Source organism: Bacillus salipaludis (genome assembly GCF_004358205.1).
Window position 1 is genome coordinate 20919 of record NZ_SMYO01000005.1, and the last position, 16216, is coordinate 37134.

General features: G+C 39.7%; 14 protein-coding genes and 2 riboswitches. Of the genes, 10 read left to right on the plus strand and 4 right to left on the minus strand.

Annotation, left to right across the window (positions count from 1 at the left end; translation table 11 throughout):
* Positions 1 to 99: 99 nt before the first annotated feature.
* The 4 genes from E2K98_RS10755 to E2K98_RS10770 all read right to left on the minus strand — a co-directional run bounded on the left by E2K98_RS10755 (position 100) and on the right by E2K98_RS10770 (position 5189).
* Complete coding sequence (locus E2K98_RS10755; protein WP_133334250.1) at positions 100 to 582, minus strand: carbonic anhydrase; 483 nt, start codon at positions 580 to 582, stop codon at positions 100 to 102.
* A gap of 13 nt (positions 583 to 595) precedes the next feature.
* Complete coding sequence (locus E2K98_RS10760; RefSeq protein WP_133334251.1) at positions 596 to 961, minus strand: DUF2294 domain-containing protein; 366 nt, start codon at positions 959 to 961, stop codon at positions 596 to 598.
* 83 nt (positions 962 to 1044) lie between these two features.
* Positions 1045 to 3645: a DUF2309 domain-containing protein gene (locus E2K98_RS10765; RefSeq protein WP_235824797.1), complete on the minus strand. Its 2601-nt coding sequence runs from the start codon at positions 3643 to 3645 to the stop codon at positions 1045 to 1047.
* A gap of 14 nt (positions 3646 to 3659) precedes the next feature.
* A complete protein-coding gene (locus tag E2K98_RS10770; RefSeq protein ID WP_133334253.1) occupies positions 3660 to 5189 on the minus strand; it encodes an NADH dehydrogenase subunit 5 in 1530 nt (509 codons plus the stop codon).
* Positions 5190 to 5663: 474 nt separating this feature from the next.
* On the opposite strand from E2K98_RS10770, the gene E2K98_RS10775 reads away from it, so the two are divergent.
* The 10 genes from E2K98_RS10775 to gcvPB all read left to right on the plus strand — a co-directional run bounded on the left by E2K98_RS10775 (position 5664) and on the right by gcvPB (position 16031).
* Positions 5664 to 5987, plus strand: a complete 324-nt coding sequence (locus E2K98_RS10775) for a hydrolase (protein WP_133334254.1) — start codon at positions 5664 to 5666, stop codon at positions 5985 to 5987.
* A gap of 94 nt (positions 5988 to 6081) precedes the next feature.
* Positions 6082 to 6549: an RNA deprotection pyrophosphohydrolase gene (ytkD, locus tag E2K98_RS10780; protein ID WP_133334255.1), complete on the plus strand. Its 468-nt coding sequence runs from the start codon at positions 6082 to 6084 to the stop codon at positions 6547 to 6549.
* A 159-nt stretch (positions 6550 to 6708) separates the two neighbouring features.
* A riboswitch (glycine riboswitch) is annotated at positions 6709 to 6810 on the plus strand.
* A 215-nt stretch (positions 6811 to 7025) separates the two neighbouring features.
* On the plus strand, positions 7026 to 8414 hold the full coding sequence (locus E2K98_RS10785; protein ID WP_133334256.1) for an amino acid permease: 1389 nt from the start codon (positions 7026 to 7028) through the stop codon (positions 8412 to 8414).
* A gap of 216 nt (positions 8415 to 8630) precedes the next feature.
* A riboswitch (glycine riboswitch) is annotated at positions 8631 to 8731 on the plus strand.
* Positions 8732 to 8886: 155 nt separating this feature from the next.
* Complete coding sequence (gene glyA, locus E2K98_RS10790) at positions 8887 to 10137, plus strand: serine hydroxymethyltransferase (RefSeq protein ID WP_133334257.1); 1251 nt, start codon at positions 8887 to 8889, stop codon at positions 10135 to 10137.
* 17 nt (positions 10138 to 10154) lie between these two features.
* Positions 10155 to 10667 (plus strand): serine dehydratase beta chain, encoded by a 513-nt coding sequence (locus E2K98_RS10795; RefSeq protein WP_133334258.1) that lies wholly within the window; start codon positions 10155 to 10157, stop codon positions 10665 to 10667.
* The gene (gene sdaAA / locus E2K98_RS10800) at positions 10667 to 11548 is read left to right on the plus strand and encodes an L-serine ammonia-lyase, iron-sulfur-dependent, subunit alpha (RefSeq protein WP_133334259.1); all 882 of its coding nucleotides are present in this window, start codon (positions 10667 to 10669) and stop codon (positions 11546 to 11548) included. The genes E2K98_RS10795 and sdaAA overlap by 1 nt, the downstream gene beginning before the upstream one ends.
* A gap of 11 nt (positions 11549 to 11559) precedes the next feature.
* Positions 11560 to 12672, plus strand: coding sequence for a glycine cleavage system aminomethyltransferase GcvT (gene gcvT, locus E2K98_RS10805; protein ID WP_133334260.1), 1113 nt, complete (start codon positions 11560 to 11562; stop codon positions 12670 to 12672).
* A gap of 123 nt (positions 12673 to 12795) precedes the next feature.
* Positions 12796 to 13194 (plus strand): glycine cleavage system protein GcvH, encoded by a 399-nt coding sequence (gene gcvH, locus E2K98_RS10810; RefSeq protein ID WP_026572110.1) that lies wholly within the window; start codon positions 12796 to 12798, stop codon positions 13192 to 13194.
* Position 13195: 1 nt separating this feature from the next.
* Positions 13196 to 14548: an aminomethyl-transferring glycine dehydrogenase subunit GcvPA gene (gene gcvPA, locus E2K98_RS10815; RefSeq protein ID WP_133334261.1), complete on the plus strand. Its 1353-nt coding sequence runs from the start codon at positions 13196 to 13198 to the stop codon at positions 14546 to 14548.
* Positions 14541 to 16031, plus strand: coding sequence for an aminomethyl-transferring glycine dehydrogenase subunit GcvPB (gene gcvPB, locus E2K98_RS10820; protein WP_133334262.1), 1491 nt, complete (start codon positions 14541 to 14543; stop codon positions 16029 to 16031). Before gcvPA ends, gcvPB begins: the two co-directional genes overlap by 8 nt.
* The last annotated feature ends 185 nt before the right edge of the window (positions 16032 to 16216 follow it).

Below are 16216 nucleotides of genomic sequence, written 5' to 3' on the forward strand. Positions count from 1 at the left end.
AATTTAAAAAAGAATAAAATTATCTTTTCGGAAGTATTATTTGGGGTTAGTTAGGAAAGGAGTAGTGTTTCACTACCCCTTTTTAGGTTGAAGTTATTCTTATAAGAAAGCAGGCTCTGCCTTATTGATGAATAATTCCCTAACTTTTACATGGGAAGGAATCAATGGGTGGTTTTGAATAACGTTCACACTTGTATATACATTATCTTTAAATGTACCACTGCCCTCGAGCCATTCCATTATACTATCTGCTGGATACTCTGGCTTGCAATGTTTAAAAAGATAATCAAATATTTGAATTTTGTTCTGAATTTCTTTGTTTTCGTTTATCTTTTTAACGATTGCCTCTAAGTTATTGTGGTTATTTTCTGAAACTGCCACAATAATTTCATCTACATTTTCCTGATAAACAGAAAGGATGATGTCCCTCATTAAATCACCGAATGGCGAAATGACTGGTTGGAAACACTGCAAAATTAAGAAGTCCTCAGGATCCATTTTGATATTTTCTTTAATAAGCCCTTCAATTTTTTGGTCCATTCCAATAACAAAAAGGATTTTTTTCTTCCCATCTATATACATTTCATTCACCTTCTCAAGATAATTTGTTCTCTAAATTATTAGAGAGCTTAAAAACCATGATTCGTTCTCCAGTACGTGTACTAATATCAGTGTAAAAACTAATCACTTCCTGACCCGTGATCGTAAAGATAATCTCCTTTAATTCTTCTATACCTGATTCCACTAAACTATTTCGGGTCTTCTTAACGGATAGCAATCCCTCTTTGTCCTGACATAATGAATATTCAGCTGGAGATAAAATACCATGCAATATGACAAAAATCATATCCCGTAAGATATCTGATTTAACAGATACTGATCCACGTCCAAGATAACTTTTTTCCCAATAAGTTAAAGCTTTACTTATTTCAGCTTCAACCATTCCTTTTGACTTATCCATATTGATTCCTGTTCCTTCTCTCTTTTTAAAAGTTAAAAATAAATATGAAACATTATAATTGCATTATGTGAGGGGAAGAGCTGTTATGACCAACTCTCCCAGTTTCCTTCTGGATCAATAGATGCAAGCCGAATCCATCCATTTTGTACTTTTTGATAGAATTCTTGACTCTGGTTAAGTGCCCTTTGCACATATTCTCTTGGCGCTTGAATTACCATCAGAAGTCTTATTGGAGCGTGATAGACCTCTTCATCAGAATGCATAACGGATTGCCATGGAAGTCCGGATAATAAGTCACTGGCATTCCCTTGCATCACTCCGATACCGGCAGTTACGGTTTGGGTTGCTTTATTTCCACTGCCATAATAATGCGGTGCAACAGTAGAGGCATAATACTGCAAGTTAATCCATTGGCAAACTGTTCCTGGACCATTAATGATAGCGGAAAGTAAATCACCATTTTTATCATTTTGCCATTTATAATTATGCAGAAAAGCTCTTCCGTTCAAATTGCAATCTTGGGTTAGGTTTCGTTCTCCGATAATAAAGGAGGCATTGCGTGCCAGGCCCCACTCTGGACGTACTTCACTCCAATCTTCTGCAAAGCGTTCTGCTTCTCTCTTCGGATTTTTGCAAGTCAAGTTGATATTTGGTAATTGTGGTATACGTTCAGCATTGGCTTTTTCACTAACTTTTAACAATATGGACTCTATTTGATCAAATGCCTCCTTGGCTGAATCCGAAAGTTCCGGAACATAAAGCCAATTCAATTTATCCAGTGTAGTAATATGTTCGGCGGCCGCAAAAACCGTATCAACCGGAATCGAAATTCCCTCCCTAGCGAGAGTTTGCCGAACCTTTGGAAGATTACACAAGGACGCGAGCACTCGGGCATTGAATCCACTCGAGGCTCCACCACATGCACCACAGTCAAGTGCAGAGGCATAAGGATTGTTTGTGCTATGACTTCCATGACCGCAAATAACCACTAATGGAGCGAAATATTCAGTAAGTCCCATCATCTTCAGTGCTTGACGTACGTAGGACACTTTTTCCTCATCAGTAAATCCAACAGGCAACTCTGAATGTAAAGTATACTCACGTTCTAATGAGAGTTTAGTGGAAGGTTTTTGCAGCCAAGTTTTTCGAATTATGCGTAAAGCAGATCCGGCCCCTCTAGGAACAAAACTTCTTACTAACGTTTGTAAGCCCATCCATGGACCGCTAATCTCCGGCAGCAGCATGCTTGAAGGAAGGTTATGTTTCATTGTCTTAAATGTTGAATTGAGTGAATGAGCAGCCTTCCTTCTTTGTTGATACTGCTTTAATTCCAGTTCAGATGAAGTTTCTTTTACTTTAAATTGCGGTTTAAACATAACCGGTAAAGAGTTATGGCTGTGATGACATCCAAGCTCAGAGGTTTCGATTGGCAAACCGAAAAAACCAGCAGCTCCCATTGTCTCAAATGGTCCCTCTTGTTCAAGGTTACGGCGAAAAGGCTCAGAGCGTACATCAATACAAAAGATAAATTGTGCCATTACAGGTTTTACATACTTTTCTGAATTCGGTTGTTTTGATTCGATTATTTTCTTTAATTGATTTTCGTATGTTTTTTCCCATGCTTCTAACCAGAGGCGCTGGCGGACAACCCGATCAAAACGATGGGCAAGTGTGAAATGTGCTTTTAGTTCTGCAGTAGATAACTGGGCTAATCTGTTGAGTGGTATGCCACCCCACTCGTCCCAGGCTGCAGCCAACGGTTCTATTAAGACTTTATCCTCTATTTTTTTCTCAGGCAAGGGAAGATAAGGTTTAATCAAAGCATATTCCAGAGAAATTCGAACAGCCAAATATTCCTCAAGCAGTGAATTTTCCTGGGATGATTTCTGTGAGCGCCAAAGCATCATTCCCGCCCAGCCTGGAAGAGCAAGTAAATGAGCTTCTAGATACTCCTGTATCTCATAAAAAGGAATTTCTAGCTTCATCAAAGCCTTCATTAAAGCATCTTCAGCTTTTTCAGGTAAATCATTAAGTTCTAAGCGTACAGAAGATTTTAATGCTGGGTCATACTTGACTAATCCCCGCCAAGCATGATAGAAACCATCTTCCCGATTCGGCATTGACAAAACAGCCTGGGATTCATCGAGAAATAATTTACACCACTTAATCATGTGGCGATTGAGATCTTTCGCTGTTCCTTCATTTCCGAGTTGATCCAAGCATTGACTAAACGTTTTAATGGCATGTTTTTCGGAAATCTTATGCTTAAAATGACTTAGTTTCTTTTCGAACCTTCTAAACTCCTGTGTTTGTGGTAGTTTGGAAGGAGGGTGGTCCATCAAAAGTGCAGAGCGACAGAAGCGTTCTGCAACATCACGCGGTACGTCTAAAGATTGTGAATCCAGCCAATTATGAAGGACAATTTCGAGAAATTCCTGTCCAATTTCACCTCGTTTATATGCCGACTTTAATATAGATTCTGTCGGATAAATATCGACATCACAAACATCCTTGAGCCGACGGGCGACTTTCTCAAATGGTTGCTGTTCTAATCCCATCCACGGATTTCGCGCAGCAAACGTATTAATAGGTCCAAGGGGTGATATGACTTCAGCGGCTGATTTCACCAAATCGTTAAGATGCTGGGGATAAGATTCCTTTTCTAAACTGGATGATCGTGCCAATGTTAATGTAGTACTCACCGTAAATTTCCTCCTTGAGACAGTAATCTTGTCAGATACTTTGGATGGCTTTCAAAGAATTTATTTTTCGGTTCACTTAACCGTAAGAGCCACAGATAAATGACAGCAAAGGCCGCGGATGAACGATAATGAAATAGTAATAAACCAAGAGCACTGCAAGCTAGCACAATAATCAGAAGCATAAGGGTTGCAAGGGCAGGAGGTTGTGTTCCAGTTCCAATTTGAACGGTTTCCTCTAACAATCTATAAAAGGCGGTATGCACGAAGTGGAAAACAATACCTGCCCCTGCAAATAGTATAAATCCTGCTACTCGCCCGACCTTACCGTTTGCATGTGCAACAAGCTGTTTCCAGGCTAGTAAGACAGACCATCCTAAAATGATAGCGCTCATTAATTGATACCCGTCTTTAGGGGAAGTCAACCAAAAGACAGCACCCAGGAACAATCCTAAAACGCCCCCACTGATTGTCCATAACCAAGATGAAGGTTGTGTGGTCCTGATGATTGATTTACGGTGTTGCACCGCAGCCCCAGCCTGAAGGAAAAGGGTGGCCTTGAATAGACCGTGTAACACAGCGTGAATGATGGCTGCCCAATAAGCCCCTAATGCACATTGAATCAGCATGAAGCCCATCTGTGCGATCGTAGAGCCTACGAGTTGTCGTTTATAGTCAACCTGGACCAGCATAATTCCCGTACCCATTAAAACTGAAAAACTTGATAATACTAACAGAACCACCTGTGCCACATCTCCACTAAAAAATGGTGCAAATCGGGTTAACATAATTCCACCGGCATTTACAATCCCTGCATGCATCACAGCAGAAATAGGTGTTGGCGCAATAACTGAATCTAACAGCCAGCGGTGGAAAGGCCATTGTGCGGCTGGAATCATAACGGCCACGATTACCAGCAAGCATATACAGGTTTTTTCCCATGAATCAAGTTGCTCAAGACTATTCTCTGAAAGTACCTTTGACAACTGCCACTGTCCTGTTGCCTGTCTAATCCAGAGAAAAGCTGACAATAAGATGATCCAACCAAGGGCGAAAAGACGACCGGAGAGCCTAGAAGCATTTCGGGCAATTTGCCACTCTTTTTTTAATCCGATGAGAAGGGTCAATCCTAGAAGTGTCGCTCCCCAGCAAAGTAATAATAATCGGGTATCATTACTTAACCAGGCAAGAGAATCGGCGGCCGTAGTCATGGTAAGCAGTGTAAAATACTTCCGGTAAGAATGTTCCCCAAGTAAATAATGAACGGAGTACCGCTGCACAATAAAACTAATCGTAAATACAAAACATGCAAGCAGCCACGATAATGAATCAAGATGCCACGGGCCGAAATTTATTTCTCCATTTCTAAAAACCAGGGCGATTAGTGCGGAGATCGCGGGCAATAAAAGAATTGCAGTATGAACACGTACAAAATTCAAGGGAACTTTCGGATTTAATAGCAACATGGAGCTAAGCACAGAAAGTGCAACCATGAGAAAAAAAATCGTAGGCAGTAAAATCATTTGCATCAATTTCCTTTCTACTTAACATTTTTAAAACAAAAAAACCGACAATTTTTCAATGTATAATAGTTTTGTAATCAAACTATTATACGCTGAAAATTGTCGGTTTACTTTTAACTAGCCTATTTTAGGCTTTTTACTAGTCTACCTTATTATATAATTGTTCCTTCCTTGTCAAAAAGGAAGCATATTCCGAATTAACCTATTCCATTTTTCGTTAAAATTATAGATTTCCTTTTTCATATAGTCATAAATAAATGATTAACCAAATGCTAAAGGAAAATGAATTTTATATCTTAATAGAATAAGTTTTATATAGTAATAATGTTACTACTCATTAAACATTCTGTCAATGAATACGAACGGATGAAATAAAAAGAATAAAATGTATCACTTTGTGGAAAATGATAATTAGTGTTAAGAAAATTGGGCTGCCTCCGAAATTTCAGAGGAAATGGCCAAGAAAAAGGGGCTGACTGCATGGATGGACAAAAGAAAACCTATTATATAGATGTTGGAACAGGGCATATAACACAAAGTGCCCGGAGTTCAACATGGAGCTATAAAATTCAAGCAACGGATGAAGAAATTACTGAGCTGCGTGAATTATTTGATCAGAACTATTCAACGGAATGGGATAATTTTATCCGCGCCCATATTCCCTATGTTGAATATCACCATGATCGTGAAAACCACCGGTATGATAGTACGATTCAACAGGTTTATGGAATAATTTTCAAACTCGGTGATGAGGAAGCAAGGAATCATATTGAAACGATGAATATCCTGCCAAAAAGTGAATAATAAAAGGAAATCCTTATCCATCCAAAGATAAGGATTTTTTGTTTCCTGATTATTGATTATAATAAAAGAATCAACGGTAATAGGCGGTAATGAGATGATAGAGTTTATTGATCAAAATGGGAATCAAGTTGAGTTATCTTTTTCTGAAAAAATTTTTCCCGAAAAGGCAAAGCACGTACTGGTCATTTGTCAATATAAAGATTCCTGGTTATTGACGTGTCATAAAACACGTGGTCTTGAATTTCCTGGGGGAAAAATGGAGGAAGGAGAAACACTGGAAGAAACGGCGCGTCGTGAGGTTTATGAAGAAACAGGGGCTCTTCTTGGTGATTTAAGGCGAATCGGGGAATACAGGGTAATCGATCCAAAAGGTCCTTTTGTAAAGGCAATTTTTTGGGGAATCGTGAGCATGTTAAACAAAACGAATACCTATTACGAAACCAATGGCCCTGTTCTTGTGAAAGGAGATCTTTTACAACTCCGGTTTGGTGATGAATACAGCTTTATTATGAAAGATCGAGTCGTGGAAGAATGCCTTCAAGTTCAAGGTAGAAGAGAATAGCGGCATTGGTAGTGATTACTGCTATTCTTTTATTTTTATCAAAAATTTTGAATTTTCCCTAATAACTGAATTGACAAATAAACTAGTTTATGAGAATATAATTTTATGAATCCGCTTTCAACTATTCGATTCTTCAAAAAACAATAGAATATTTTACGGTTGATTGTATTGGGAGAGAGTAACAAATGTTGCCGCCGAAGGAGCAAATTCCATAAAAGCCTTGGAATAAATCTCTCAGGTAATAAGGACCAGTACATGACGTAGCTCTGGAGAGTGCATATTTCTTTATATGCCACCAAAGGGGATCTGCTTTTTTAGCAGGAAACTTTCAGGTAAAAGGACAGAGAAGGCAGTAATAATGCCTTCTTCTGTCCTTTTTTGTTGTCAAAAAGGAGGTAAAGAAAATAGGTTGGATTTACTGAAACATGATGAGGGTGTATTCACGCTTTGAAAAAATTAGGAAAAGAGGGGAATCAATGCAGGAACAAAAATTAGATAGGGGTTTAAAGAACAGGCACGTTCAGCTAATCGCCATTGGCGGGGCAATTGGAACGGGGTTATTTCTTGGGGCAGGAAAATCTATTCATTTGGCAGGACCTTCGATTTTATTTGCTTATATGATTACAGGTGTCATTTGCTTTTTAATTATGCGTGCACTTGGCGAACTACTCTTAACTAATTTGAACTATCATTCATTTGTTGACTTTGTTCGAGACTATTTAGGTAATATGGCAGCTTTTATCACTGGTTGGACCTATTGGTTTTGCTGGATTTCGATTGCCATGGCTGACTTAACAGCGGTTGGTCTCTATACCCAATATTGGTTTCCGAATGTACCACAGTGGATGCCAGGATTAATTGCTCTTGTTATTCTGTTAGTTATGAACCTTACAACTGTTAAACTTTTTGGTGAAATGGAATTTTGGTTTGCATTAATCAAAGTAATTGCCATCTTGGCACTAATTTTCATCGGGCTTGTCATGATTATTAAAGGCTTTTCCACAAATTCTGGGCCATCCAGTTTCAAGAACTTGTGGAGCCATGGAGGCATGTTTCCAAATGGAATAAATGGGTTTATACTTTCATTCCAAATGGTCGTGTTTGCATTTACAGGGATTGAACTAGTAGGACTTACAGCGGGTGAAACAAAAGACCCGGAAAAAGTAATCCCAAAAGCCATCAATAATATCCCAATCCGTGTTTTTATTTTCTACCTTGGCGCATTATTTGTCATTATGAGTATTTATCCTTGGAATGCCATAAATCCGGCAAAAAGCCCGTTTGTCCAGGTCTTCGTAGCGGTTGGTATCGCAGCTGCTGCCGGTATTGTTAATTTTGTCGTGCTTACATCCGCAGCTTCAGCATGTAATAGCGCCATCTTCAGCACAAGCCGGATGGTTTACTCACTAGCCAAGGATAATAATGCACCTGTACCATTCGCAAAACTTACTTCACGAAAAATACCTTCAAATGCATTATTCTTTTCAACAGTTGTCATTCTCATTGCCGTAATTTTAAACTATATCATGCCGGAAGGAGTATTTACACTAATTACAAGTATTTCTACGGTATGTTTCATCTTTATTTGGGGAATTACTGTCATCAGCCATTTAAAATACCGTAAAGTAAGACCAGATTTGGCAAAAGTAAATAAATTTAAGTTGCCGTTTTATCCTGTTTCCAATTACTTAATCCTTGCTTTTCTTGCATTCGTTTTGGTTGTCCTTGGGCTAGCAGAAGATACTCGTGTTGCCTTGTTCGTAACTCCTGTTTGGTTTATTATGCTAATTGCTATTTATAAGGTACGGAATCAAAAGGAAAACCATGCAGATCCAGTGAATCAAGAAAAAATTGCAGAAAATTAACAGCAAACGATAAATGATCTTAATTACTTTTTATTGTTATCGCTTTCAAAAATTTATAAAAAAAGCTTGACGTGAATTATGTTAGCGATTATTCTGAAAATAATAATAAATAGAGCGGATGACGGTTGTGGGAGAGTGCAAATTAACACGCCACCGAAGGAGCAAGTTCCAAAAAGACCCTTGGAATAAATCTCTCAGGTAGATGGAACCATAACTGGACGCAACTCTGGAGAGCGCATAAATAATTATGCCACCAAAGGGGAAGGTTCTTTTCGTAAAAGAGCTAAACTCTCAGGTAAAAGGACAGAGAAGGGTAGAGCAATCTTTATGCTACCCTTTTCTGTCCTTTTTTGCGTGCAAAAAAGTGAGTGTTTCTATCGGTTTACTTGGAAAAAATATCTTCGGTGATAAGGAAGATATTCCATGTTTGAAACATCAAAGGGTAGTTGAACCATTAAAAGGAGGACTAGAAATGGGATTACAACAAAATGATTCAACTATTTTTGAAGCAATTAAGAAAGAGCAGGAACGCCAGCATCAAACATTGGAGTTAATCGCTTCTGAAAACTTCGTAAGCCAAGATGTATTAGAAGCAATGGGAAGTGTGATGACGAATAAATATGCAGAAGGCTACCCAGGGAAGCGTTACTATGGTGGATGCGAATTTGTTGATATAGCAGAAAATACAGCGATTGATCGCCTAACAAAGCTGTTTGGCGCAAAATATGCAAATGTTCAGCCACACTCAGGTGCACAAGCGAATTTTGCAGTATTCTACGCATTGTTGCAGCCTGGTGATAAGGTCATGGGGATGAACCTTTCACATGGCGGGCACTTAACTCATGGAAGCCCTGTCAGTGTTTCAGGAAAATGGTTTGAAATTGTCTCCTATGGTGTGAGAGAAGACACTCAATTGATTGACTATGATGAACTGGAAGAGATTGCAAAAAGAGAAAAACCAAAATTGATTATTGCGGGGGCAAGTGCTTACCCAAGAGTAATTGATTTTGCTCGTTTTAGACAAATTGCTGACAAAGTTGGTGCAAAATTCATGGTGGACATGGCGCATATTGCGGGACTTGTTGCAGCTGGTCTTCATCCATCACCAGTCCCATTTGCTGATGTTGTAACAAGCACTACACATAAAACGCTCCGTGGTCCGCGCGGCGGAATAATTTTAACCAATGATGAAGACATCATAAAGGCCATTAATAAATCAGTGTTCCCAGGGATACAAGGCGGTCCCCTCATGCATATTATTGCAGCCAAGGCGGTTGCTTTCAATGAAGCACTGCAGCCAAGCTTTAAGGAATATGCAAAACAGGTCATTGAAAATGCATCAACACTTGGCGAAACATTAAAAAATGAAGGTGCTGCACTAGTTTCTGGGGGAACGGATAATCATATCGTTCTTTTAGATTTACGTCCGTGGAATTTAACTGGAAAAGAAGCAGAAAAATTATTAGAAGAAGCGGGTATTACCGTAAATAAAAATACGATTCCATATGACCCGGAAAAACCGTTTGTTACGAGTGGGATCCGGATGGGAACTGCAGCTCTGACAACACGCGGAATGAAGCAGGAAGAAATGGTGGAAATCGGGAAAGTCATTGCCGCTGTTCTGAAGAGTAAAGGGGACAAAGTCGTGCTTGAGAAAGCAAAGGAAACAACAAAAACGATTTGTGGCGCCTATCCGTTATTTCAACAAGCTGTAACAGTGTAAGAAAGGGGCAAATTGGGATGGAATTTCAGAGTTGTTTTGACATTATCGGTCCGATTATGGTGGGACCATCGAGTTCTCATACAGCTGGAGTCGTATCAATCGGAAAGTTTATCTTCGAATTGTTAGGAGATTGTCCGGAAAAAGCAAATATTGTATTTTATGATTCATTTGCCGAAACCTATCAAGGTCATGGAACAGATAAGGCACTTCTCGGAGGATTACTTGGGATGGATACTGATGACTCGCGAATTAAATCTTCATTAGATTGGGCTAAAAAACATGGCATGCAGTACCAATTCGATTTTGCAGAAAACTGTGAGTATTACGACCATCCAAATATTGCAATGGTAACAGCAAGGTGCGGTGATTATGTTGTTAAAGTTGGCGGTGTTTCTCTAGGCGGCGGCTTATCTAAGATCTTTATGATTAACGAGAAGATGGTTGATATTCGATTGAGTGCAGGGGATGATTTTGCCGTCCTTGCTCGTCATTACCAACCAATCAGGAAAGAGCTTATGGAGGCAATATGATGGGAATTCAGTCGATGAGAGAACTAGTCGAAGCTTGTGAAAAAGAACAAACAACCATAGGCGAAATGATGTTGATGATGGAAGCAGAAAAATCAGGGAGAAACAAAGAAACCATTATTGCCATGATGAGAGAGCGACTAATCAAAATGAAAGAAGCTGTCGACAGCGGCATCAAAGATGACTCAGCTGCACCAAGTGGGATTTCCGGCGGGGATGCTGTGAAAATGTATGATTACATGAGTCAGGGAAAGGGTCTGTCAGGAAATTATATAAGTAATGCAATGGCCTTTTCATTGGCAACCTCTGAAGGTAATGCCCGTATGGGGGTCATAGTAGCAACGCCAACCGCCGGAGCAGCCGGCATTTTACCTGGAGTTTTGTTTTCGCTTCATAAAAATGATGGTACGCCCTTTAAAGATTTAGTTATGGGCTTGTTTACTGCAAGTATGCTTGGTTTAGTCATTGCAAACCGTTCTTTCATTTCAGGAGCAGCTGGAGGGTGCCAGGCTGAGGTAGGGTCCGCAACTGCCATGGCTGCCGGAACAATCGTTGAACTAAAGGGAGGCACACCACAACAGGCCGTGAATGCCACTGCCATTGCCATGAAATCACTCTTAGGTTTGGTTTGTGACCCGGTAGCAGGACTTGTTGAAGTGCCATGCATTAAACGGAATGTGATTGGGACTTCCATTGCGTTTTCAGCAGCGGATATGGCCCTTGCCGGGATTGAAAGCCGGATTCCTTGTGATGAAGTCATTGAGGCGATGTATAGGGTTGGAAAAGATATGCCTAGGACACTCCGGGAAACAGCTCTTGGAGGACTGGCAACGACAGAAACAGGCAAACAGGTAAAAGAACGGCTTTTTTGCAGGAAATTATAGGAGGTATAACAATGGGGATAGATACAGCATTAAAACAAACACCACTTTTTGAAACTTATGGTAAGCATGGTGCGAAGGTTATTGACTTTGGCGGCTGGGCACTACCAGTGCAGTTTTCCAGTATTTTAGATGAGCATGAAGCGGTCCGAACAAAGGCAGGACTTTTTGATGTCTCCCATATGGGTGAAGTGCTCGTTGAGGGAAAAGATGCAGAGAGTTACATTAACTACTTGGTTACAAACGATGTAACAAAACTTAGCATCAATCAAGCACAATATACCGCAATGTGCTACCCAGAAGGCGGAACGGTCGATGATTTATTAGTATATAAATTAGACAATGAAAAATATTTACTCGTCATTAATGCGGCTAACATCGAGAAGGATTTTGACTGGATGAAGCAACAGGCAAAAGGGGAGATGACGCTCCAAAATATTTCGAATGAAATCGCTCAGCTTGCCATTCAAGGTCCAAAGGCTGAAGGTATCGTTCAAAAATTAACTGATATCAACCTATCAGAAATTGGCGCATTTAAATTTGCCCAACATATCAATCTAGACGGGGTAACAGATGTACTTGTATCTCGCACCGGTTATACAGGAGAAGATGGTTTTGAACTATATTTAGCTGCTGATCAAGCGGACACCCTTTGGGAAAAGCTTTTAGAAGCAGGAAGTGAGGACGGCTTAAAGCCATGTGGACTTGGTGCACGTGACACACTCCGTTTAGAAGCACGTCTGGCACTTTATGGTCAAGAACTTTTAAGTGATATAAGTCCGCTTGAAGCAGGAATTGGCTTTGCCGTAAAACTGAAAAAAGAATCCGATTTTATTGGAAAGGCTGCACTTATCGCCCAAAAAGAATCAGGTTTAAAACGGAAGCTTGTTGGGATTGAAGTCACTGGACGAGGGATTCCGCGTCACGGTTATAAGGTTGTTTCGGAAGCTGGAGAGGAAATTGGGGTTGTTACATCCGGAACTCAATCACCCTCTTTAAAGAAAAGTGTTGGACTTGTTCTAATTTCTGCGGAACATGCTGAAGTGGGGACACCATTAAAAGTGGAAATCCGTAATAAGATGATTGATGCCGTTGTTGTGAAAACACCATTTTATAAAAGGGGTTAATAGAGTAATAAAGATACTCTCGCAGACTCTCAAACTGGCAGCACACCTAATCCACAAACATACTTAAAAATGATTTTTTTAACTTATTAAATTCTAATTAATCGTTGAAGGGAAGAAAATATGATGACACAAGCAATTGCAACTTTACTATATAGCAAGGAACATGAGTGGGTTTTAAAGTTAGACGGAAATCGAGTACGAATCGGGATTTCTGATTATGCACAAAAACAGTTAGGAGATATCGTATTTGTTGAAAATCCGCAAGTGGATGATGAAGTAACAGCGGATGAATCAATGGGAACAATCGAATCGGTTAAAGCCGTTTCTGAAATTTTCGCTCCAGTATCAGGTACAGTAGTCCGGATAAACGAAGAGTTAGAAGATGCTCCTCAGACAATTAATGAACATCCATTCAGCAAAGGCTGGTTGGTAGAAGTGGAAATGTCAGTTCCTGAAGAGCTTGAATCCCTTTTAAATGAAGATGAGTATAAAGCATTTATCAATGAAGAAGGAGAGGAATAAGATGGCGAATACTTATAGATATCTCCCTGATACGGAACAAGATAAAAAGGAAATGCTCGATTTCTTAGGAATGTCTTCAATCGAAGAATTATTTGAAGATATTCCATCTGAACTTCGCTTAAAAGGTGAATTAACTATTCCAGATGCGGATCCAGAACCTATTTTAATGAAGAAATTGAACCAACTTGCTGCAAGTAATTTAAATGCAAATCAATATCCAACTTTTCTAGGTGCGGGTACATATGATCATTACATTCCAAGTGTTGTTGATCATATGATCTCACGTTCAGAATTTTATACAGCTTATACACCATATCAACCAGAAATCAGCCAAGGGGAATTACAAGCAATTTTTGAATTCCAAACCATGGTTTGTGAGCTGACAGGAATGGATGTGGCCAACTCCTCCATGTACGATGGCTTTACATCACTTGCAGAAGCTGCCTCACTTGCTGTTGCTTCTACAAGACGTTCAAAAGTAGTTATTTCAAAAGCTGTTCATCCTGAATCACGTGCAATTTTAAACACTGTTGCTAAGGGTCAAGAATATTCAGTTGAAGAAGTAAGTCTTGATACAGATGTAACAGACTTAGAACAACTTAAAGCACAAGTAGATAAAGGCACGGCTGCTGTTATTGTTCAATATCCAAACTTCTTCGGTTCTATTGAAGATTTAACAGAAATTAAGAAAATTGCTGATGAGGTTGGTGCTCTTTTCATCGTAAGTTCAAACCCGCTTGCATTAGCTCTATTACAATCACCAGGTAAACTTGGAGCAGATATTGTTGTCGGGGATATGCAGCCACTTGGTGTTCCTATGTCCTTTGGGGGACCGCACTGCGGATATTTTGCTGTTAAACAAAAATATATGCGTAAAATTCCAGGTCGTATTGTAGGACAAACTCATGACGAACAAGGAAGACGCGGCTTTGTATTAACCTTGCAAGCTCGCGAGCAGCATATTCGCCGCGATAAAGCGACTTCTAATATTTGTTCAAACCAAGCACTAAATGCTCTTGCCTCTTCTATTTGCATGTCAGCATTAGGAAAGAATGGTGTTCGTGAAATGGCACAGCAAAATATTGAGAAAGCTGACTACATGGCAAAGTCTCTTCAAAACAAAGGCTTTAACGTTTTAAACAAATCAGCATTCTTCAATGAATTTGTTGTAGAACTACCACGTCCAATTAAAGAAGTTAACACTAAGCTCCTTGAATCAGGGCTCATTGGTGGTTATGACTTAGGTATTGATTACGGATTTGACAATCAAATGCTGATTGCGGTAACAGAACAACGTTCAAAAGAAGAGATAGACAAATTTGTAGAAGCATTGGGGGCTGTTGTAAATGGTTGAATATAATGATCTAATTTTTGAAATCAGTCGTTCAGGTCGTGTAGGTTACAGCCTTCCGAAAAGTGATGTTAAAAGTGTTGATTTACAAGATAAATTTCCAAAACACTTAATTCGTGATGAAGCAGCAGAACTACCTGAAGTATCTGAGCTTCAACTTGTTCGTCACTATACTGCACTTTCAAATAAAAACCATGGGATTGATAATGGATTCTATCCTCTTGGATCTTGCACGATGAAATATAATCCGAAAATTAACGAAGATGTGGCACGTCTAACAGGTTTAAGCCGTATTCACCCATATCAACCAAGCGAAACGGTACAAGGTGCATTAGAGCTTTTATATAATCTACAAGAAGAGTTAGCTGTAATCACTGGTATGGATGCAGTAACATTACAGCCTTCTGCAGGTGCTCAAGGTGAATGGACTGGATTAATGATGGTTAAAGCTTACCATGAGCAAAAAGGTGAAGTTAGAAAGAAAGTTCTTGTTCCAGACTCCGCTCATGGTACAAATCCTGCTAGTGCGAGCGTTGCAGGATTTAAGACAGTAACGATTCCATCAAACGAAAATGGATTAGTTAACTTAGATGAATTAAAGAAACATGTGGATAGTAATACCGCTGCATTAATGTTAACAAACCCTAATACACTTGGTTTATTTGAACAAGAAATCGCAGAAATTGCTGCTGTAGTTCATGAAGCAGGCGGATTACTATACTATGATGGTGCGAATGCCAATGCGATTTTAGGAAAAACAACTCCAGGAACAATGGGCTTCGATATCGTGCATTTAAATCTTCACAAAACATTTACTGGTCCACACGGTGGCGGAGGTCCTGGTGCAGGTCCTGTTGGTGTTAAGGAATTCCTTCTTCCATATTTACCTGTACCACGTGTTGAAAAAGACGGCGATAAATTTGTGTTGAATTCAAATTATCCATTATCTATTGGCCGTGTAAAAGGCTATCATGGAAACTTTGGAATTTTGGTTCGTGCATACACTTATATTCGTACATTGGGACCAATTGGATTGCGTGAAGTTTCTGAAGGGGCTGTCCTTCATGCGAACTATCTTCGTAAAAGACTTGAGCCTTATTTTGATGCACCATATTCACAAATTTGCAAGCATGAATTTGTATTATCTGGATCAAGACAGAAGAAGTTGGGGGTAAGAACCCTTGATATGGCCAAACGTCTGCTTGATTTTGGGTATCATCCGCCAACCATCTACTTCCCGTTAAATGTTGAGGAATGTTTGATGATCGAACCAACAGAAACGGAGTCAAAGGAAACAATGGATGCATTTGCTGATGTGATGATTCAAATAGCCAAAGAGGTTGAAGAAAACCCTGGTATTGTATTAGAAGCACCACATACAACAGTGATTGGCCGATTAGATGAAGTGCAGGCAGCGAGACAACCAATTTTGCGTTATAAAAAAGAGGAATCGGCAGTAAAAGTAAAAGAACCTGTAAACGTATAAAGTGAAACTTCAATCAGTGGGGGTTTTTTTCATCCCCCACTGATAGTTAGTTGAACCAATCGGGCTTTTACGGGCAGTTGGACCCCCACTTATGCTTCCTGTTTCCACTTGGCCTTGAAGCGGGGGTTCTTACTGCCCGTTAATGCGGGATAAAAGAAACCTTCCGTCTGTGCAGGGATTCCCTT